This window comes from Flavobacterium sp. WG21, from assembly GCF_000335775.1.
GTDB lineage: Bacteria > Bacteroidota > Bacteroidia > Flavobacteriales > Flavobacteriaceae > Flavobacterium > Flavobacterium tructae.
On sequence record NZ_AMYW01000002.1, the window covers coordinates 259,757 to 281,724 of the forward strand.

Genomic DNA, 21,968 nt, shown 5'->3' on the forward strand with positions numbered 1-21,968 from the left:
CATGCTATGAAAATTTATGATCGTGCTTTTAAAGTAAATGCTGTCAAATTAAGCTATGAGAGAGGCAAAGGGCAAATTGCAAGTATTGAAAGGGAGTTAGGAATAACTGCAAGTTGTTTGTATCGATGGCGACAAGACTTTGAAAAATTTGGAGCGGGAAGTTTTTGCGGAACCGGCTACTTAAAATTAAGTCCTGAACAGAAAAAAATTACTAACCTTGAGAAAAAAATTAAAAATTCAGAACTTACACTTGAGATTTTAAAAAGTGGAAGTAAATATGTTGCTCAAGGAAAGGTAATGACGAAAGAGTTCATTGAAAACAATAAACATAAATTTTCAATTCTAAAAATGTGCAACTCACTAGAAGTATCTAGAACGACCTATTATTTAAGAAAGAAACAAGAAATTTCAGGCACAGAAATCCGAATAAATTTATTAAAAGAGCAAATTACAGCTATATTTTATGAATTTAAGCAAACATATGGAGGTCCAAAAATTGCTAAAGAGCTTGAAAAGAGAGGATATATATTATGTAGTTCACAAGTAAATATTTATATGAAAACATTAGGACTACGTAGAAAAGCCAAAAGAAAATTTAAAGCTACAACTGATTCATTTCATAATCATTATGTGTCTAAAAATGTTTTAAATAGAGAATTTAGTGTTAGTGAGCCTTCTAAAGCGTGGGTTTCTGACATTACCTATATTCAAACAATGAGAGGCTTTCTATATCTTACCGTCATTATAGATTTATTTGATAGAAAAATAATAGGATGGAGTTTAAGTGACACAATGGGTACCAAAACCACAACTTTACCAGCTTGGGAAATGGCAGTGAGGAATAGGAAAATTGATAAAGAGCTAATTTTCCATTCCGATAGAGGTTCCCAATATGCTAATAAAGTTTTCACAAAAACCTTAGACTCTTATAATTGTGTCACACGGAGTATGAGCCGTAAGCAGAACCACAATGATAACGCCGTTTCTGAAAGTTTCTTCAGCATATTTAAAAGAGAATTCATTAACAGAGATAAACTTCTATCGAGAAAACAGTTGAGAATCGAAGTTTATGAATACATAGAAAATTGGTACAATAAGAAGAGAAGACATTCGGCTTTAGGTTATAAAACAATCGAAGAATTTGATAGAATTAATGAAATAATATAGTTGCTACATTAAATTTAGTTTATAAATTATGGTTGTCATTTATTTTTGATAATATTACAGAAGTAAAATTTGAGGAACACAAATTACTTAACTTCAATTATATGAACAATATTAGCATTGTTATATCATTACTTTCCTTAACAGTTTCGGGGCTAACATTTTGGCTAACAAGAATGAAAAAGGGGACGGTGAAAATGACTCGACCGACTGTTATTTATTTTGGGCCTGATGGCAAAGATCAAAAACATAATAAAGTTTTCATTAGGACTTTGCTTTACAGCACATCTGAAAGGGGGCAGTATGTTCAAAATATGTTTATAAGCTTGCAACGTGGAGAATCTGTGCAGAATTTTAATGTCTGGGTTTATGACGATAAAGGACTTGTACGTGGTAGTGGTCTTTTTATAAATAAAAGTGGAATTGCTTGTAATCATCACTTTTTATTGCCTATAGATGGAAATTATTCATTTCTTTCTGGAAGTTATATTCTAAAGGTTTACATTGAAACTGTTGATGATGGTCCCGCAAAAATTTTTGAACAAGAACTTTATTTAACTAAAGAAGATCAGGTTGAAATGTTAAGTAAGGATGGAGGAATTTATTTTGATTGGGCGCCAAATACACAAAACTATTTTACTAATGTAGATTCTTATAAAAGAAGATAGTTTTTTAAATTTTCATAACCTTAAAATATTGTAAATGATGTCCAGTATTAAAAGCATTTCTACTTCTTTGATTAACACTTTAAAAGATTCAGACATAAATGGTATAACTACTGAATGGTCTGAAGTATTTTTAGATACATTTCTAGAAGATGGTATTATTAAAGAAATACCGATAATCAGTACTATAATTGGGATAGGTAAAACAGGTGTTAAAATAAACGAGATGTTATTTCTTAAAAAAATACTTTATTTTATTTCACAATTAAATGATATACCTGCAAAAGATAGAGAGAAAGTTATTGATGAAATTGACGAATCAAAGAAGTATAGAATCAAAATAGGTGAAAAGTTACTTTATATTATTGATAAATGTGATGATCACGAAAAATCAGAAATCATAGGAAAGTTATTTAGTGTATTTTTAAAAGGTTCAATCTCCTATGAGTCGTTTGTTCGTTGTGCGCAGGTTATCGAGAGGAGTATTATCAATGAATTAGAATGGTTTATTTTTACTGACTATGATGAATATAGTATTGAGACTCACTCGGAATATTTAAGTTGGGGACTTTTAGAATTTGCGCCATTTGAGATTGATTTAAAAGAAAAATATAGTAATGACGATATGTCTCATGCTTATGAGTTAGACGGTGGATATTTAACTTTGGTAGTATCTAATGCTGGAAAACTTATTCGCGAACATTTAAAAATATATTCAAAAGATCACATATACAATTCGATTTATAAAATGTCACAAATTGAAATTCAAAATCATATTGATTTAATTATGATAAATTATTTAGGGATTGAAAATGCTGAGAAATATGAGACTGCGACTCTAAAAACAATGACGCAGATTACCATTAACGAAATTTTGACTAAAGAGGAATATCTTAATTTTACAGAACGAATCATTAGACATTCAAGATTATCAATTGCACGTTATGATAATTATATAAAAGAATTTCTTCAGCATATTAATTACACTGGAACAAATTATAATAACTGGTTAGAATTTTGTACCGAGTATAAAAAAATACATGATTATATTGATCCATTATAAGTCACATAATATAACGTGTAATCATCAAATGAAAATCTTAAAATATACAACTCTGGATAATTGTTTAATTATATATAAATTATAATTCTAAACAAAGATATCATGAAAACACTTTCAAATCACATCCTAGAAAGTTTTAAACCTATCAAAGAAGAACAACAAACAACAGTTATAGAGAATCAAATTGACAACAAGGAAGAAGCTGTTAATGAAGATGAATCTGTAGAAAAAGAAACACCGCCTGCTGGTACAGACGGTGCTTAATTTTAGAATGGCCATCTTTCGATGCCAAACTTGATAATTTTCCAAATGCTAATTAAAACATTAGCGAGTGAAATCATCCTTTTTATCCTATTAAGCCTTGTCTTCCTAGAAGATTTAGGCTTTTTAAGTGATTTTTTCACCCGATATGTATTAATGCAAAATGTTAAATTTAGCCCTTAAAATGTTAATGTTTTGCTAAATTTTCAATCAGTTTTTTAACACTTAATAACTTCTACTCGTACTATTATAAAATGATAACAAACTGTAAGACTTAGTAGCTTCCACAGTAGATACTTTATCATTATAATAAGATAGAAAATCACGTTCATCTTCTAACTCTCCAATCTTTTTCAGTTTCTCATTCAAGGAATCAAGATTTTTATTAAAGTTGACTTTTTCTTGTTTCGTAAACGTAGCAGAATCATATCGTTTTTGTCCCAATCGATTCAAGTAAGTATGTTTCTTAATTATAGCATTGCAAGTGTTTACATTTGTTTGTGCTGACTGTAATAAAGCCAAGTAGTTGGTCTTCCATGTTTTGTATTCAGCAGAGTTTCCAAGATTTTTAAAATTAGTATAATCTATTTCAACTTCTAATTGACCAATATATCGATTAGACATAACATAAAATAATTCGTTTGAACCTGATTTTTTTAGAATTGGGAATCGATCGTAGTAACCTTTAAGGATTTCAAAGTTTTCATGGTTCTCAGTAACCAATTCATTTTTAACAAATTTATCTTCGATGTCTTTCTCGATAAGTATATAATTATCGGGCAATTTGATAAAATCTCCTGATAATATATCTAGATCAATAGGATTCTCTTCCATCAGATATAGCATTGATTTATTTTCAGTTTCTTTAATCTTAACAGGGAAAATTTTGAAAGGTTCGACTTGGTACTTTTCAATAATTTTCTTGGATAATTCTGGAGTAATTTTAAGTTTTTCTTGACCGACTGTCCGTGTTGTAAATAAGAATGTGGAAATGGAAATAATGACGTACGCGAAATGCATGCAGTACTTTTGATAGTGCTTTTTCATTTTTGTGGTAATTTGGATTTATAAATGTTTAGTGCAAAAAATAAGCGTGGACATTTACACCACACTAAATCCAGGGTTACCACACCCTTAAACAAGCAATGATGCAAAGCCACGCCATGACGGCGTACCTCACATACATTATTGGCTTGTTAAATCTAGAAGCTGTTGAGCTTCAGGGTGGTAATTTGGATTTAGCAATAACGTAATTAAGCACGAATATTTTTACAATACAAAAATAGATAAAAAGGGTAACGTGGGGAAATGAAAGAGAACAATGTTTTGAACAATCAAATTGATTGGGATAGTTTAAAAATTTTAAAACAGGTATTTATACGTGTTTAAGTAAAAGCTAAATTATAATATATTAGCACACAACCAAAAACAAGAATTTATGTCAAATAAAAAATCCTCTCCATCAGTAACTAAGCTTGCTTCCGAGACTTTAAAAAATCCAAGTTCTTCACAAATTGCCAAACAACTTGCAGGATCAGTTCTTTCACAAGCTAATACTAATAATCAGACAAGCGAAGCGATGGAACAAAAAGCTTCTCAGGTACTAAAAAGTGAAAAATATAGTGATGAAACAAAAACTTTAGCTGGTTCTGTACTTTCACAATCAAATGGAACTGAGAAAAAATAAAAATAAAAATATATCTCCCTATACATATATAACAAGCTTATAGAAATTAGACTTGTAACTTACTTCGACACGCATTTTGTCGTATATTTGTCACTATAGATAATTCTGAAATATGAAACCGTTAAAATTTAAAATATCACCTGAGGCTATTAGAAAAGCAAATACTAGCTTGGTAAATAATGGAATCGATTTAAGAGTCAGGGATAACTATAGAGGTATAATTACCGTTAGAACAAACTTAAATGGTGTATTAAGAGTTAGAGAGATAAGTAAGCAAAAAATAATTGAAGCTTACGATAAATCTCTTAAAGATTATGCAGCGAAATTATAATTATATTTATTCCAAACTTGTTGAGCAAGATTCAGATTTAATAGGACATATTGCATATTCACTCTACAAGAAAAGTAAAATCGAATATATTGAAAAGAAAAAATCTGAAGGAGAAACATTAACTGATATTCAACTTATGCCCTTTAATGATTTTTCATCTTCAGAAAGTTCAATTGATAGCTATAAAATAAAAGCTGAATTAATACTACAAGGCTTTATTGAAAATATTCTTGAAGAGGAGCTTAAAAACACCAAAGAACAAGCTGTAAATCAACAATCTGAAATTTTAAAAGAGATCATTAAACCAATTACCCCAAATTTTATGTCGGGTGTTTGGCAAAATGTCGTAGCAGCTTTAATTATATCTGCTATTATTGCGCTTTTTGCATTAATTATAAATTTTACCACAAATGGTTTTTTAGATACTATGGGTAAACTTTTTGATGTTGAAATAAAAGAAAAAATAGACCCTAATAACTAATCAAAATTCGTTTTTATTTGTTATCTAATTTTTTTATCATCCTCATTCCTCAAAGTACCTTTCATAATACCACCCTCTTTAGCAGGATTCGTCCTCATTAAATCAGACAAATCTTCTTCAACAGGTTTTTCTTGAACTTTCTTTGTTGATTTATTTAGCGATTCTTGAATATGTTGAGTTAATGTTTTCATAGTTTTTTATTTATGTATTAAATCTTTGCAATCAACTCTTTATATCTTAATCTTTCATCACAGTTAACCAAAGTAAAATTAAACTGTTTTCCCAAAGGCATTGTTCGAATGTTATAGCGGTAAGCAAATTCATCACAATAACGATGTAAGTGTTTATCAGTTGTACGGTGATATATTCCTATAATACCTCGTTTTAAAAGACCCCAAAAACCTTCAATGCCATTTGTATGATATGATCCAACCTTGAATAGTCCTAAATTATGCTGGATAATTTTATGATCATAAAATCTTTCTAATCCACGATACCCTCTCCATCCATCACTTACAATAGTAGAACCTTCTTTAACTTTATCATTGATGATGGGTTTGAGAGTTGCGCCTGTAGTATCCTCCACAACTTTAGTATATACAATTCCTTTGTTAAGCATTCCAAATACAGGTTTTTTGGCTTTGGTACTTCTCCCCTGTGTATTAGGAATTTTTTTTCCTTTGCTACGATTTTTATTTTTACCTCCCACGTAAGTTTCATCAACTTGTGTAATACCATCAAATTCGAAATCATCTCTCATTTTAACTGAATTTCGAAGTCGACTTAACATAAACCAAGCAGATTTCTGAGTAACTCCTATTTCTCTCATGAGTTGATAGCTACTTACTCCTTTCTTATTAGTCGTAAATAGAAAAACTGCCATAAACCATTTTTGTAAAGGAATTGTTGATTTTTCAAAGATTGTACCAATAGTAACGCTAAAAGGTGAACGACAATCTTTACATTTATAATAACCTCTATCTTCTCCTCTTTTCTTTATTCTATAATGATTTTCACGTTGACTTCCACAATGAGGACAAATTGGTTCTCCATTCCAGCGTAATTTTTCTAGGTGTTCGCGACATGCTTTTTCTGAGTTCAAAGTACTCATCATGTCAAATACAGATTTAAAAACCTGTGCAGTATCAAGTTCAATATCAGGATGTTTACTCATCTTTGTTTTATTAAAAATAATACTTTTTGGTGTTATAGGTAAGGTTTTTCTTATCTTTTTTAGACGAGTTGTTAACAATTTTACTGGGTCAGGAAACCTAACAAAGATTGGTTTAGGAAGTACTATTCCACATTGAACTAGAATTTTGTTTAAAAAATCTTCGCAGGTTTCTTGTAATGCAGTTGGTTCTAAATCTGGGTAGATTTCTTCATAGTCAACATGTGAGAAATCGTATGCATCGTAGCAAGAAGTGAAGTCATATTTAATGGAAGCCATAATTTTAGATTTAAAAATTCTGGCTAATTCAACAACATTAGAAAATGAAATCAATCTGAATTGAAACTTTGGAAAGCATTCAGAGTAAATCGATGATATTGTTTAATTTATAAAATAAAACCACCTGCTACGAACAGGTGGTTTTGAAATTTTTAATCGTCATGAAATATATTTTAAAAAAAATTAGAGAAGTTGAGTGGTATTTTCATAAGATTTTTAGTAATTTCAAAATTTACTTTAAATACATGACAATAAATCAAGAGGATATAACGGATTATATTTCAAAAGATATTTCCAAATTTATAAAAATGAATTATGGGAAATCATTATTTATTATTAATGAGGTAAAGGCTGTAATTCTACCAAATAGGAAAAACTATCAATCAATACCCTATAAATTTTTCATAGTATTTCAATATCAAGGAAAAAAATTTAAGATCACAATCGAATATCATCTTAAAGAAGAAAATGTGAAATATGGATTGCTATTTAATGAAGATGTTGATTATGGCGAAGTATCTTTATCAATAGCAGAATTCTATAGTCATATAATTACTTCACAAAAATTAATAAAGAGTATTTTACAATCTGCAGAGTTACCTTCCTAATTCAAAATATTTTTCCTTGGTACATAGAGTATAGTATTATCTTAACTAATTATACTTGCGTACATGACCCTGAATATTGTTATATTGTATCAAAATCCAATTACCAAAATTTAATGTGGTAATCTGGGTATATTATTATCTTTTTTTTATATACTCGTCTACGTCACTCCATTCAATTTGTGAGTCATAAAATCCTCTAAATGTATGAGCCGATTTATCGGTTACGCCCCAAATAGCAGCATCTGTCCAACTTATATCTGCTACCCTATTGTCTAATACTTTTGTCAGTCTATTAATTTGTTCTGCATAAAGTCGGTCCAGACCGGAAGGTGAAGCCGGAGAGATGTAATCCATCAAATTTGTTGCAGCGACAGCGTTCGCACGATTTTTAACAAAAACAGGTTCAAAAGCACCACTGTTCATTCCCTGATTATAAACCAGAGCTAAAATTTTAACCGCTGCATAAGGATCTTTTGAGTCTTTTATGAATCCTACGGGATTCCAGCATTTAACATATTGCCAAAAAGCAATATTTCTGTAATCATGATACGTTTTTATAATCGATTGAAACTCAAAACTTGCTCCTATGGCCGGATCGCTTATAAAATTATTCTTAGGAACCTGAGGTATAAAACAAGGATAGTTCATAAACATCTCCATCCAGCTTCCTCCCATCTCTTGCTGAAAGTATCCTGCTGCGACACTCCCTGTAGTATCATAACAATTAATTCCACCGTTAATTAAATCCTGATAAGGGTATTTTTTTGTGACCCAACTTGGAGCAATAAGTTTACTCCCTTCGCAGCCTGCGTTTATTTCCTGAATTGTTGTTGCAAAATACTCATTGATACTCATGGCCTCAAATCCCATCAGGTTGGTAAACAAACTGTGAGAAACAGCCATACCAATAGCCCAGCCTTTTCTGTTTTCGGGAATATAAACATCTACACGTTCACCCCATGCCCAGACAGAACCTTCACCGATTTTTATTTCATTACCATTAGGTCCCGCAGGTTTTATGGCGCAGATACTGCTAAAGCTTTTTTCACACTTAAAATTCTCGGTAGCCGGAGGAGTATAACAAGTAATTCCTTTTATGGGAGTACCATTTAATGTACCCTGGCCCGGCGGAAACATTCCCGGCACATAATCCATCGTGACACTATAAGTTGTAGTTCCTACCGGCAGAACATTTCCCCAAGTCGTTTTTTTAAGCTCAACTATACCGTTATCTCCGTTTTGAATGACATCCATTCCGGACCACATGATAACATTAGAGACTCCTTTCCAATTAAAAACAAAACTATAATTCGGTATGGAAGCATTCGTATTATTATGAACTTTAAAATCCAAAACAATCGTATTTCCATATTTAGCGGTCATACAAAACTCATAACTTACTTGAGAATATGCGTTATTTAGGTTAAACAAAAAAAACAATAAAAGAAGTGGTATTTTATAAAATTTCATCATTATTTATTTGTATTTATTAGGATCTCCAAACAGTTCATTTTCGATCGGCATAAAGAATTAGATGACCTAACGAATTTAACTTTATTAGTCAACTTCATTTTTCAGGAAATTGGATATTATTTAGTCTTAGAAATTAACCAGCTTATATGATTTTCTTCGTCCCAGATTATCGGTTATGACTACAATAAATAGCTGCTTCGTCAGGAAACTTCCATCTTCTAACAATAAATTTCTATGGTTTTGACTGTTTTTATAGCTTAATACAGCTTGGCCAAGAATATTATAAACCTCAACATGGTCAATGTCTATTGCTTCATTATGTACCGCTATTGCTAATACATTATTTTTAAAATGGGCGATTATATTTTTACCAGCTGTTTTATCAAATTGATCCACTGAAAGTGATTTACTAAAGTAGTCGTGATACTTATTAGAAAACTCATACCCACTGCCACAACTAGCATCCCAATTGATAGACCAGGTCATGACACCTCTTATTCCTGGCTGTAAAGAAGATTTCATGGTGTAAGTTCTTCCGGAATATGTAGTGCCAAATCGTAAGTAATTAAAAGCATTAATCCCTTTGTCAGGTGTTAGATACCCTCCTGCCGGTGCCGCTCCCGGACAAGCCGGAATTGCAATCACTATTTTAGAAGCCGGCAATGGTGCAAAATAAAATCCGGTAGAAGCCACATTAAATCCTTTCATCAACATATCTGACATGGCTACTAAAAAATCCGGAGTGGCTTGAGAATATGCTATGTTATCTAAAGCATTTACAGATCCGGTGTTATACAATTGCACCATCAAAAGATCCAGCTCATTACGCAAATTATGAATTACTGGCAAAAAAGATCCGGCTCCATCTCCATACACCGAATATCCAACTTGTACATAATAGGTTTCCGGAGCAGCAGTTAAAATAAAACCTGTTCCATAATAGGCCTTTAATTCCTTGAAAGCATCAATTACATTCTTAAGTTTTGGGTAGGCCGAAATCGCCGAATAAGAAAAATCTTTTAGTGCTCCCGCTCCAAAATTCATAGAGCTGCCTTCAAAATCAATATCAACACCATCAAAATTATATTGATCAACAATCGCTTTTACTCCATTTACAAAAATATTTTTCTGGTCAGTGGTACTCAGTACAACATGTCCATTCTGTCCACCAATTGACACAATTACCGGAATACCTTTATCTCTTAAGGTCTTGATATCATTTTTTAACAATTGCGGATCAAAGACTCCATTTGTAAAAAATCGAGGTTCATTTACTACTAACACTGGAGTATAACCATCTCTATTCACCGTTTCTATAAATGAATAAACAACAACATTGTATTTCTTGTCTGCAATTTCTTTAAAATACAAAAATGGTGCACTCCCACTTTCCCATCCATGTGCATAGCCAACAATAACTTTAGTCGGCAACGGATTGAACTTTGAGTTAACAATAGTAATCGATTGATTCAATAAATTCTCACCGCCTTTATTATCAATTGCTTTTACAATTATTGGATATTCTTTATAGCTATTAGGAGTAAAAGTATAGCTGTAAGTGTCTCCAGAACCTTTTATCATAGGAAAATAAGTTCCGTTTACATTTACTGCAACACTTGAAATTGTGCCATCTCTATCTGTAACATTAACACTTATTGAAACGGGTTGAAAACCTGATGCCTGATTAATTGTGGTTGACGCTGGGGCAGTCCACACAATTTCGGGTAATACATTTGGACATGCTGTACCTGAACATTGCAAATAAAATGGAAAACTATTTTCGGCTGTAGCATTATTAGAGGCTGTAGCCGTAGCTTTTAGCGTATAGTTTTTATTAAAATCTGCTGTTGCCGGTGTCCATGTTGCCGCATACTCTGTACCTGTTGTAGGAGTCCCTGTAATATTTAACCCATTCACATTAAATACAACGGATGATACTGTAGTCTTTCCATCCTCAAAAGTCATGCTGGCATTTGCTTTAAGCTGGATAGCTGTTCCCGGAACTATCGCAAGGTTTGCCGCAGACGGGCTCGTGATTGTCACTTCCGGAGTAACACCGCTTGAGTTAAAATTATATTCTTTTGATAAAACCGGAATTGGTAAATTGGCCAAATCTGTAGGATAATAAACAACAGAGTTGTTATCCCAGGCATTCATTTTTAAACTTGAAATGGTTGTATAACCCGAAAATATTGCATTGTCAAAGCTATATTTCCCATAGGTATCTGTTGTAGCAACAAAAGTAGCATAAGGATGTGTACTATCTGTCCATGGAAGATTTAGTTCAATTTTTGCACCAGCGATTGGCACGGCACCATTTTTAACCATTCCGCTTATTTTATTAGTTGGAGTGGCATTTTGATTAAAATCTAAAACTTTGTTTTCACTTAACGCACTGTATAAAGTAGAAACTGGTGAGAATGTCATTCCTGTTTTGGCAGCAGTAATGGTATAGTCTGCTCCTGCTGTTAAACCGCTTATGCTATAAGCTCCTTTTGAATCTGAAACCGCAGTAGCATTAGCTGTTGCCGAGGCTACCGTAACGGTTACTCCGGAAAGTGCCGTAATACCATTTAGCACGGTTCCCGTAATGGCATAAAGAGGTTGTGTACCTTGTATCACGATACCTGTTTGGTTTGCATTAACCTTTGTTAATTTTACCGGCGTAAAAGTATAGGAAACTTTTAAAGCGGTAACCGAATAATTGCCTCCCGAAACTATTTTGTTAAAAGTAAAATTTCCATCTGAAGATTTAACAGTTTGAATAACGGCGTCATTCTCATCTTTTAACTGAACTGTGGCATCCGAAACCAAATTTGCACCCATTTTTACAGCACCACTAAAGACTAAAGTTCCCTCAACAGCAACATTAAACGAATCATTTATCTGACTCAATAGTGCATTAGGGACAGCTCCTCTGGTATCCTGGGACAATTCCCAAACCATACCTCCTGCAAGGTTTTTAGACGCTATATATTTGGCTTTAAGATCGATCGACTGCTTATCTTCGTAAGAGATAAACTGTTTTAGTTTCGAGTTGTATAAATAGGGAACTTTGGTGGTGTTATCAAAATATCTCACCCAGCCTGCAGCTGCTGCAGTAGGCGTAACCATCATGGTATTAGGATCAAGATAAGGATGCGGATTGGTTGCCGCATTCCCTACCAAATCGCAAATTTCAATACTTCCTGAATTTTCACATGGAGCACCTGTATCCCAGGTTCCGAGGGGAGGCTGTGCATTTTTACAAGCGGAAACTACATCTCTTGGTGCGGCAACGAATAATCCGGGCAAATTAGGATTGGTTCCGTCATTAGCAACATGATCAAACTTTTTTCCATAAAAAGGTAATCCCATGATTAATTTATTGGCAGGAAAACCAACTACATTCAAATATTGACTCGTTAATTCGTCTAATGATTCTGACTGCGTTGCACCATAAAGCGGATCGTTGGTGTTTCCACTTGCATACAATGGAGCATTGTAGCAGGTTTTATCATACCAGTTTCCTCCAAAATCATAACCAAAATAAGTGATATAATCGCAATAGGTCGAAATATCTTCTGTCATTCCGTATTGAGCTCTGTTATTTGGTCCAAGATATTGTTTAGATACATTGCGAACATTGTTCCCAGCCGCAATTGTAATTAATTTATTGGGCATCGCCTGACGCATTGCCTTTAATAAATACACTAAATTTTTGTTGTCGTCAGGATTGTATTTTTGAGGAGGAACCGGGGCACCATTAAGAATCTCAGTACCATCTGTACCACCTGAGAGGGGATATTCCCAGTCGATATCAAATCCGTCAATAAACGGATAAGTAGTGATGAATTTTACCATATCGGCAGCCAAAGCGGCTCTTGCCACAGGACTGGCCGCTATTGGAGAAAGATCCTGACCTTTTGTCCAGCCACCAACAGATATTAGTACTTTTAAATGAGGGTACTTTTGCTTCAGCTTCATTAAATCATAAAAATTCCCTTTTACGGGAGCATCCCACGGAATTCCTCCTTCCATATGCTCAAAATCAGCATAGGTATCCAAACATTGTAATTTTGTATTCTCCGGATGGGCAGGATCATAACTTGTACCGTAAAAAGAATAATTTAAATGTGTCAATTTACTTCCATCTATCTTAGGGACATTAAAATCTCTACCATAAATAGCCCATTGTGCATAATAGCCAACTACTTTTTTAGTATGACTCGGTTGAGAAACTAAGAAGATTGGGAATAAAACTGAAAATAAAAATAATAAGTAGCGTTGTTTCATAACTTTTTTTTCAAAAATAAAGCTATGTTATAGAATTAACTTTCACAGTGTAACAACTGGCTCGTTACATGTAATAATCAGCAGATTACACCGGAATAGTTAATATTTGGCAGGGAGATTTTCTTCTACAAAAAATTAAGACTGCTTTATCGAAACATTATAGAATGTGGGGTATATTTTTCTAAACTTGTCGTAATAGTCAAAGTTTGAAACGATACCTTCAAATGAATTTTTTACTGCTTTAAGAAACTAACAAAGTTTGCAAGTTTGTGCCCGCAGGATATTTTGTTCCCCATGCTTCGTCATTTGAACTCCAGCCCTGATCTACATCAAATGTGACTGTTCTGGAATCATTCATCAAATCAAAATCAACCAATATTCCCGGGCTTTCCGAAATAAGCATTACCGTATTGTTTTGAGGATTGTTGTCACTAAACATTAAGAAGGCTTTATTGTCGGGAGTAACCTCAATATTTTGCCTTCCGAAAATTCTAAAAGTACAGCTGCCATAGTACCGATTATCGTTAGTATTGTGAACACAAATTCCAGTGGCATACTCTGTACCGGATTCATTCTGAATTAATACGGTTGGATTATCATTATGGGGATCTACTGAAAGTCCTCCAAAATCCTGAATCAGCAATCGTTGTTTTAACTCTATTTTGTAATTTGTTCCTCCTATACTTCTTCTTGAAGTTGAACTAGATGCGGGGCTCTCAGATTGTGGCTGCGGAATATATATCGTTTGATTTTCTGTAATCTCACTTGTCGATATATAACCACTCAGATTGTATTCCCATTCTATAAGGACCGATCTCAGAAAATTTTTAGTCACACTCCAACACAAAGGCCTGAACTGTGAAACATTTCTGGATCTTGAGGCCAGAAAACAGCATAAACTATAGTTTCCTTTATTTAATACCTCAACGGTTTCCTGAGAGAAGTTAATTATTAGTCTATTGGCCATTCTATTTTCTTTAAGTTTAAACAAAAGAATTACTCCTCATCCAAATACAGATGAAGAGTAATTCAAACAACACTACCCTATATTGTTACTTACTTCTTTCGCTTAACGCTTTTTCTCGGGCGCTGGTATTTTCAATTAACAGCTTTTTCAAATCCGTAAAAGCATTAAAGTTTTTCAGCCAATTACCTCCTTTTGCACTCCAACCTTCATCTATGTTATAATTAACCACACGTGACTCTGTACCAGTAAGGTCAATAAAAGCTCCGGCAGACATTGCTTTTGTAATTACGGTTGCTGTTTCTATCTTCTCTGTAGAAAAAATAAGAGCAATTTTAGTAATAGGTGTGATCACTCTTGCAGACCCTGCTCCTAAAATTGGAAAGGCACACAAAATGTTTGATTTCCCGTTTACTAACTGATTAATCCCCACTGTAAAACGCTGTGTATCTTCGTTCAAAAAAGATACTGTTCCCGGATAACCGTCTGAAGTTGCTTCGATATTACCGGACCCTTTTTCAATTGTTATCTTTTCACCCAAATCTGTATCGATGGTATTACTCGCTTCAATTACAACCTGAGGTGCCACCGTACTTGTTGAATTGTAGGCCTGAAACTGTTCTTGCCAGGTAATTTTGGTTGAAGTCAATAATTTTTCAGCCGGTAAATGAAACCATACGGTTGGAGAACCATCCCCTGACGCTGCTACAGATTTGAATCCGTATAAAGAATATCCTTCTGCTTTTAAAATTTTTACGTCTTCAGGACTAATACTAACTGTCGTGTTAAAAGTTGCCATAATAAATTTGTTTGTTTGGCCCTACTCATGAGGCTTTTCGGGTAACGCCTTACATTATTTTCTGAATGCAAACAGTTCGTTTTTTAAAGTGGAATCTGCTCCACTCCTTATTAATGCTTCTGTAAAATAGTTTGCACTTTTTGAAACTCTAATAGTAAAATTTCATGGTTCGTAAAAGTGATACCCTATTTTTAGAAACAAACCTAATGACCCGCAAACGGAACCTTTACTTATTTTGTAAATGTTGCATTAGTTCCTGCTAATGCTGTACACATACGACCTACCATATTAGTACCATTGTCCAAACCTACTACGTACTCATTTCCTAATACAATTCGGACTACAGGGTCGATATCAGTTACATGTAAGTGATCAGCATTTATTGGGTCATTTGTTCTTCCAGTTGCTAAAGGCCCGGTTCCTGCTTCGTTTTTAATTAATACATCTGCCATGATTTTCCTTTTTTAAATTAAACATTACTTGATGAGGCATTTCTTTTTCATTGCCTGCCTCAGAAAAATTGTGGATTTTACTCCTATAAATGATATACTTTTATCCATAACGTAAACACAAAATCCGTATCAATCAAACTGTATTTTTCTCTTTTCTTTGAGATAAAAATCTCATTTACATTGTTGAGACGAATTAGATTTTTACCTTACTAATAATTTCCTCATTTTCGTGATCTGCAGTATCCCTCAATGAGTTTTTTAGATTCGGGTTGTACAATCCTTAATTCTAATAAGCCAAAATTATCTGTTTATTCCTGCTTTTATTTGTACAGAATAAGCTACTTTTTGTCAATTTGAATCATAGCACTTTTCTTAATAAATTTACAAATGGAAATAAACTGTTATCTGTATTGTACTTACTTGGGGGATAATTAAAATTCTGTTTGAAAACGCGGGAAAAATGGGCGACATCAAAAAAGCCGGCAAGAGAGGCTGCCTCAGTAACTGATTTCTTTTGTACCACTAATACCTCAGCAGCAAATTGAAGACGTATATCACGTAACAGATGTATAGCCGGAAATCCAAATAATGATTTCACCTTACGGTTAAGATTTGACTGACTCATAAAAAGTTTCGCTGACAGCATCTCTATACAGAATGCCTCGTTATCAAGATTATCGATAACGATGATCAGCAATTTCGCCAGCCATTTGTATTCTTCTTTTAACTGAATCAGTTTGTTGAAACACGCATTGCTTAAAGGAATCTTCCAATCTTCCGGTTTAAATCCTGTAATCAGACTATCATTACGATATGCTGAGGGGGAAATTCCAAACTCTTGTTTGAATTTACGGCTGAAAGAAGTCACTCCGCTAAAACCGCAATAAAGAGCTGTTTCTTCAATAGAATATTTATTAGTTTCTAAAATATCTTTGGCCAGCTGCATCCTATAATGCAAAATGAGTTTCCCTGGCGGGAAACTCATTTGATTTTGCACTTTACGGTTAAGCTGTGCTTTACTGATCTTTAACTGATCGGCTAATTGAGAGACACCAAAAGATGGGTCCGTTTTTTTTCTTGCATGATAGCATCAATCTGCCTTAAAAAAATTTCATCCGATAAATTAATGTTTTTTTCAATCTCAAGTTCTTTCATAGTTTGTACGCTTTAAATAATACTTTATCATATTTAAATAAAGACAAGCCGAGAAAAAGAACTGTAAAACAGAAAAACACTTAAAAACCAACTAAAAAAATAATGTCGAACTAATTTTCAAAAAGGGATGTTTCATACTGTTTGGGGTCAGCATACTAAATCTATGGCTTTTATATCTTTATCTGTTCAAAACTAAACGAGCCATTCAATTTAATATCGGAAAATGTCACGAGATCCCTATATGATGGCACGAAAACAAATAAATCAGTCATAAGATTTTTCTTAATGCTGTAATTGTAAAAGTCTCTAAAACTTATATTTTTTTTGCGAACTGTTCGGTGGTCAGAAACCCAAACCGGAAGTTTATTGAAAACAGCTGGGTTACTTTAAAATTATTAGATATATTAAAAACCGGAGTAGAAATGCTTCGGTTTTTTTGATTCGATCTGACTACAAGTATCAAAGATAAATTTACTTATCTTCATCATTCCTTTTACAAAATTAAAAGCCGGTAACTAAAGTTTAGTCCCGGCTTTTGTTGAATTAATTTATTTTTCTTTTAAGTAAATCTCTCGTCTTTGTAGATAATGGTATTATATGAGTAAACACATGACTCAGACTATCTGGTTTTACACTATTTCCGCCACTGTGACAAAAAAAGCAGGACGTAACTGATTTGTAATTTCCATCCGGAACAGAATTGGAGCTTGGGGACTGAAAAAAGGTCTCCATAGTACTATTTGCTAATCGCCCTGTTCCAATTGCATCTCCGTTATTTCCACCGTAAGGATATGAATTACCATTAGGCCCCGCACCACCAAAAGTCCAGGTCGCACCTATTAGTAAATAATTCTTTCTAATATCATTACCAACCAACATTTTACGTATACTGTTGTTAATAGCAATAACTTCACTATTCGAATCTGCAGGAGTTCTATTCTCTTGATTTGGAACAGTATCAGAAGCTACTCCCCAGGCCATAACTCTTTTTATATTAGGCTTGTCTATCGCAGGGTCAGTAATTTTAATTGTATTGTTTTCAACGGTCATCTTCTGGGTATTTTTTGTGGTATCGTCGGCATTAACATTAAAGAGCCAGTCTTTTCCTCCATCAGCTTTTACTTGCTTGATTTTACCATTAACATCTCTATAAGAATACGCTTCGTTTGGTGCATTTTTTTGGTGTTCAAAAGTTGCCCAGATCATTTCGGGATGTCCTGCAACACTTCCTACAATGTGCATTCCAACCAACGCCAGTGTTGCTGTTGTTGTTTTATTTGTTAGCTTCCACAACTTAGGGTCTGATTTATCGTATACAGGAATCTTAGCTTTGATTGTAACATAACTCTCCGGATTTGGTAAATCCTTTACGTCCACCCATGATGTTTTTAATTCTATTGCCAAAGCGTCCGGATCCGGTGGAGCGGCAAAACCGCTGCTCTTTGCATAGGCAAGAATACTATCTCTAGCACTGGCTGTAGTAGGGAACTGATTACCATTTAATTTCTTGTTTTGTACACCCGTGAGGAAATAAGCATAAACATCGTTTACCATTGTGATGTAATACACCAGTGATTTATTTACCGCAACTAACGCTCCGTTAGAACCAGCCTGTCCTTGTTCTGTATCAATTACATCTCCCTTTGCATCCAGGAACAAAGTTTTATTATCTTTTGTTATAAACTCCTGCACAATGTTTTCACGATGACCTTTAGTATCTATTATCGCTTTAGGCTTAGAAATAGCTTTTCCTTTGGTATCTATAAAAGAATGCACCCCATTGGCATTAGCAATAACCCCACCTACTATCACAGATTTATTTGACGCATCTTTAACAGCTTCATTTTTACTTTGAGGTTCTACTTCAAATGCTCTTCCTTTTTTATCAATTATAATTGGAAGTCTGTTTGGTCCAGTTTGGCTAATATTACTCACAGCACTCAATAAAGTATTTGGTTTATGTGGTGTTAAAACACGTTTTTTGGTAACCGGATCTTCTGCAGAAACATTATAGAAAACCGGAGATTCTATTACAGTGCCACCACTTTTATAGTCACCGTCGGAAACTGGAGAGGTAATCCATAAAAACATTTGTTCAGACCATTTATAAAAATCGCAATTATTTCTATGTGGAAAATCAACACTGTTTGCAGGTTCAACAAGTCCATTTTCAGTAATTTTTTTTGTTTTAAACCAGGTCTTGAATTCATCTTCTGAAACACTGCATGAATCCTGTACATCTTGTGGCAGGTATTCGTAATCGGAATCAACCTTTGCCAGTATATCATTTTTTTTGCACCCAAGGATTAAGATGGCAAAAACCGCGATAACGGTAGCTGTTGTTTTTATATTTATTTTTTTCATGATTTGGTGTAGTTAATGGGTGTTTCTTTTGTTTGCTTTTTTGAATCGTCTGAAGTTTTTAATTATCAGAACCTCTTTAAAAAAAAACCGCCCGAAGCAGGCGGTCTTTAGATTTTAATGAAATACGTTTTTTTTCTTAATTCAGTATTCCTGTATTGAATTGTTTGGGGAGAATTTAGTTTCTATGCCAGTTCTTTTTTCGGGGTCTTTGCAGACTTTACCGGCACATTCTCTATGTGGTGATTCCAATAAGAGAATCCTCCTGTTCCGTTCCATGAACTATCGATTGCCAAGTGTGCCTCAAAATTAGCCAAGAAAGAACCAATTGCAGGAGGAGGAACAGATTGAACATATTGTCCGCTTAGGCTAACTACCTGAGTAATTTTACCGAATCCGGTTGCGTATATTCTTCCTTTAACATGAACAACGATATGACTATCAGGACCAGGGATGGCCTGTGTAATGACTACTGTACCCGAAACAGAATGTTGTGATGGTACAACAACTAAACTAAATGATGCAATTGGAGCACCTGGTGTTCCTACATTCCCGATTGTGCCTTTTGCTAAATAGGCACCTGCTAATAAATCTGCCATAATCTTTTAATTTAAATTTTTCTTACTCATGGGGCTTTTCAGATACCGCCTCGTTTTTTATAGTGGGTTCTGCTCCACTTTTTATCATTGGATCAAGTTTCTCCTTATTCAGATACCGGCTCGTTTTCCAGAGTAGGTTCTGTCCCGCTTTCTATTACGGGTTCAAGTTTTTCCTTTCTTGGAGAACTAACACTTATCTGCACGTTTACCTGTCCTATATTATCTGTCAGACCTGCTCCGTAAATGCCTTTTAAATCGTCATTGATGCATAATTCTAATTTTCCAACTAATCCCGGTGGTGTGTTTGCTCCCAATCCGATTAAGAAAACAGTATCTCCTATTTTACCTACCAATGCTCCCTCGTTTGCCCCTGGAAGTGCGTAACCGGGTTTAGCACTAATAAAAGTTGGGTTTCCGGCAGAATTGTACAAATGACCGTTATTGATATTTGGATTCGCCGTCCATAGCCCATCTTTATATTTTATGGTAGCAACTCTACTAGGATTCAATCGAACACCTGTATCCAACCATGGATAAGAAGGATTAGGATTATCAGGAGTACTTGGATTCGGTTTCGCCTGAACGGTAAAATCAACTGGTGGAACCGCGAAATTGCAAGCCGGAATTGGCGTTGTAAATTCTTCATAATCAAAATAATCTGCCAAAGCAAGACTCGTTCCTAAACCTACACCTGACTGCGATTGCATAAAGGTTATTGGTCGGCTGCGTCTTCCGGTTCGATCGAAAGGGCTATACCAGGTCCATAAATAAGTAGAATCTGGATAATTATTTCCTGAAGGCGGAAAAAATACACCAACAACCGTGGCTATATTACCCGGACAAAGCGCAGGATTCCTCACAATAGTGGCATGAATTTTTCCTTGTACCGCCGGAATCTGAACCCAGTTTGGCGGTTGTTGCGGGAATGGAAAATTTCCAAAACCAATCGCATTTGTTATTCTGTCTCCTACATAATTAATTAAAAATCCTGCACCACTATTAGGCGGCGGAGTCATTCCGGTAGGAGTTGGTCCGGTAAGAAGCGCTTGTTGCGCAGTAAATGGATTTGTGGGATTGTAGGTATATTTCATCAGGGTACTCTGACTCCTGTCTGATGAAACGCGGTATTGCGAATTGTCTCTCCAATTGTATAAAACCCTTGTAGGAAGAGGATTGAATGCTTCATTGACTGGTGTCATGAAAACAGTCATCCCAAAATTAGTATTCCATGTAAACAGCTCATAGTTATCAGGGTTTCCAAATGAAAAACCTTCTACAACCGGAAGTACTAAAGGTGTGTTTAAAGGATTGCTTGATAATTTCTCAAAAGTAGAGAAATAAGTAAACGAGAACATTTGAAATAAGGCCAACTGATTAACATCTCCTAAACCTGGGCGTGCAACAGGTCCTTGTCCAAACATAAGACGCACCGGAAAATTAGTTTTATGATCAAACCACATCCAGGTAGCAGGTGCAGGACTGCTGTTACCTACCGGAATTTTCCACCAATCTACTTTTTGTGCTTTCATCCAGTTCAGATAACTGGTTCCGGAACATTTTGCTCTACTACTTTCATTTCCAAACCAGTTTGTAGTTGGAATTCGCCAACCTACATTGATCGGTGTATAGCGTATTCCGTCGGTCGACACTTCTGTTTGAGTTGGCGTTACTTTGTACCACCATCTTCTGCCGGAAGCACCTACCAGCAAAGCGTTTAATCCAAGTCCTTCGGCATAATAAACCGTCGCGGTACAAATTTCAAAAAAAGGGCTCTCTTTGTCAGCAGTAGTACTATTACTCTGCAGGGGGCTAAAAGGGTGAAGTACACAAGTACATTTCCAAAATTGTGGAAGTCTGGGCTGAGGCCCTGTAAAAGTCTCCAAAACCGGATATCTTGAATCTGGTATCGGATCCACGCAATTTTTCGAGGAAGAGGTTAAATCTTTCATGGTAGTTTGCTTTTGGGGTTACTAATTCGGATTGTTTGGTATTATTTTGATTCTCAATGGATAACCTTATCATTCTGATTTCCTTTAGAATAACTTTACGAAACCAGTATTTTTAATTTTCCCGATTAAAATTACAATGCATAAGAAACCCTAGATAAAAAAATGTCATGAGACTGGTTTTTTTATCCATAAAGCGAATAATCAATGGAACAGAATTCTTTTAAAGAGGGA

Annotated in this window: 20 protein-coding genes and 1 pseudogene; 8 read left to right on the forward strand and 13 right to left on the reverse strand. The window is 34.4% G+C overall.

Annotated features, from left to right (window positions below; genetic code table 11):
* The first annotated feature begins 6 nt into the window (after positions 1–6).
* From C245_RS0102775 to C245_RS24145, 4 genes are all read left to right on the forward strand, one after another.
* Positions 7–1,167, forward strand: coding sequence for an IS3 family transposase (locus tag C245_RS0102775; protein WP_017495052.1), 1,161 nt, complete (start codon positions 7–9; stop codon positions 1,165–1,167).
* A 101-nt stretch (positions 1,168–1,268) separates the two neighbouring features.
* Positions 1,269–1,832: a hypothetical protein gene (locus tag C245_RS22625; protein WP_017495053.1), complete on the forward strand. Its 564-nt coding sequence runs from the start codon at positions 1,269–1,271 to the stop codon at positions 1,830–1,832.
* 34 nt (positions 1,833–1,866) lie between these two features.
* Positions 1,867–2,892: a hypothetical protein gene (locus tag C245_RS0102785; RefSeq protein ID WP_157495763.1), complete on the forward strand. Its 1,026-nt coding sequence runs from the start codon at positions 1,867–1,869 to the stop codon at positions 2,890–2,892.
* Positions 2,893–2,994: 102 nt separating this feature from the next.
* Positions 2,995–3,156: a hypothetical protein gene (locus tag C245_RS24145; RefSeq protein ID WP_017495055.1), complete on the forward strand. Its 162-nt coding sequence runs from the start codon at positions 2,995–2,997 to the stop codon at positions 3,154–3,156.
* A 222-nt stretch (positions 3,157–3,378) separates the two neighbouring features.
* Here C245_RS24145 and C245_RS0102795 read toward each other — a convergent pair whose 3' ends face one another.
* A complete protein-coding gene (locus tag C245_RS0102795) occupies positions 3,379–4,200 on the reverse strand; it encodes a hypothetical protein (protein WP_017495056.1) in 822 nt (273 codons plus the stop codon).
* A gap of 391 nt (positions 4,201–4,591) precedes the next feature.
* Here C245_RS0102795 and C245_RS0102800 point away from each other — a divergent pair, with 391 nt between their 5' ends.
* The 3 genes from C245_RS0102800 to C245_RS0102810 all read left to right on the forward strand — a co-directional run bounded on the left by C245_RS0102800 (position 4,592) and on the right by C245_RS0102810 (position 5,652).
* Positions 4,592–4,840 carry a hypothetical protein gene (locus tag C245_RS0102800; RefSeq protein ID WP_017495057.1) on the forward strand — a complete coding sequence of 83 codons (249 nt, stop codon included), beginning with the start codon at positions 4,592–4,594 and terminating at the stop codon, positions 4,838–4,840.
* Positions 4,841–4,952: 112 nt separating this feature from the next.
* On the forward strand, positions 4,953–5,171 hold the full coding sequence (locus C245_RS0102805; protein WP_017495058.1) for a hypothetical protein: 219 nt from the start codon (positions 4,953–4,955) through the stop codon (positions 5,169–5,171).
* Entirely contained in the window at positions 5,155–5,652 is a 498-nt protein-coding gene (locus C245_RS0102810) for a hypothetical protein (RefSeq protein WP_017495059.1), read from the forward strand. The genes C245_RS0102805 and C245_RS0102810 overlap by 17 nt, the downstream gene beginning before the upstream one ends.
* A 20-nt stretch (positions 5,653–5,672) precedes the next feature.
* On the opposite strand, the gene C245_RS24150 is transcribed toward C245_RS0102810, so the two are convergent.
* Positions 5,673–5,843: a hypothetical protein gene (locus tag C245_RS24150; RefSeq protein WP_017495060.1), complete on the reverse strand. Its 171-nt coding sequence runs from the start codon at positions 5,841–5,843 to the stop codon at positions 5,673–5,675.
* Between the two features lie 17 nt (positions 5,844–5,860).
* A complete protein-coding gene (locus C245_RS0102820) occupies positions 5,861–7,102 on the reverse strand; it encodes an IS1595 family transposase (RefSeq protein ID WP_232424318.1) in 1,242 nt (413 codons plus the stop codon).
* A 161-nt stretch (positions 7,103–7,263) separates the two neighbouring features.
* Between C245_RS0102820 and C245_RS0102825 the strand changes: the two genes are divergently transcribed.
* Positions 7,264–7,710, forward strand: a complete 447-nt coding sequence (locus tag C245_RS0102825; RefSeq protein ID WP_017495062.1) for a hypothetical protein — start codon at positions 7,264–7,266, stop codon at positions 7,708–7,710.
* 135 nt (positions 7,711–7,845) lie between these two features.
* Here C245_RS0102825 and C245_RS0102830 read toward each other — a convergent pair whose 3' ends face one another.
* From C245_RS0102830 to C245_RS0102880, 10 genes and pseudogenes are all read right to left on the reverse strand, one after another.
* Positions 7,846–9,093 carry a hypothetical protein gene (locus tag C245_RS0102830; protein ID WP_026109823.1) on the reverse strand — a complete coding sequence of 416 codons (1,248 nt, stop codon included), beginning with the start codon at positions 9,091–9,093 and terminating at the stop codon, positions 7,846–7,848.
* A gap of 216 nt (positions 9,094–9,309) precedes the next feature.
* Positions 9,310–13,458: a glycosyl hydrolase family 18 protein gene (locus tag C245_RS0102835; protein ID WP_017495064.1), complete on the reverse strand. Its 4,149-nt coding sequence runs from the start codon at positions 13,456–13,458 to the stop codon at positions 9,310–9,312.
* 241 nt (positions 13,459–13,699) lie between these two features.
* Complete coding sequence (locus C245_RS0102840) at positions 13,700–14,425, reverse strand: hypothetical protein (RefSeq protein WP_017495065.1); 726 nt, start codon at positions 14,423–14,425, stop codon at positions 13,700–13,702.
* 85 nt (positions 14,426–14,510) lie between these two features.
* Entirely contained in the window at positions 14,511–15,221 is a 711-nt protein-coding gene (locus C245_RS0102845; RefSeq protein WP_017495066.1) for a hypothetical protein, read from the reverse strand.
* A gap of 230 nt (positions 15,222–15,451) precedes the next feature.
* Complete coding sequence (locus tag C245_RS0102850) at positions 15,452–15,673, reverse strand: hypothetical protein (protein WP_017495067.1); 222 nt, start codon at positions 15,671–15,673, stop codon at positions 15,452–15,454.
* 358 nt (positions 15,674–16,031) lie between these two features.
* Positions 16,032–16,319 (reverse strand): helix-turn-helix transcriptional regulator, encoded by a 288-nt coding sequence (locus C245_RS24675; protein WP_255348294.1) that lies wholly within the window; start codon positions 16,317–16,319, stop codon positions 16,032–16,034.
* A 171-nt stretch (positions 16,320–16,490) separates the two neighbouring features.
* A pseudogene (locus C245_RS24680) lies at positions 16,491–16,703 on the reverse strand (helix-turn-helix domain-containing protein); the annotation flags it as partial.
* A 668-nt stretch (positions 16,704–17,371) separates the two neighbouring features.
* Positions 17,372–19,192 (reverse strand): hypothetical protein, encoded by a 1,821-nt coding sequence (locus tag C245_RS0102865; RefSeq protein ID WP_017495070.1) that lies wholly within the window; start codon positions 19,190–19,192, stop codon positions 17,372–17,374.
* A gap of 182 nt (positions 19,193–19,374) precedes the next feature.
* The gene (locus tag C245_RS0102875; protein WP_017495072.1) at positions 19,375–19,788 is read right to left on the reverse strand and encodes a DUF1842 domain-containing protein; all 414 of its coding nucleotides are present in this window, start codon (positions 19,786–19,788) and stop codon (positions 19,375–19,377) included.
* A gap of 104 nt (positions 19,789–19,892) precedes the next feature.
* The gene (locus C245_RS0102880; RefSeq protein ID WP_017495073.1) at positions 19,893–21,737 is read right to left on the reverse strand and encodes a hypothetical protein; all 1,845 of its coding nucleotides are present in this window, start codon (positions 21,735–21,737) and stop codon (positions 19,893–19,895) included.
* Positions 21,738–21,968 lie beyond the last annotated feature (231 nt).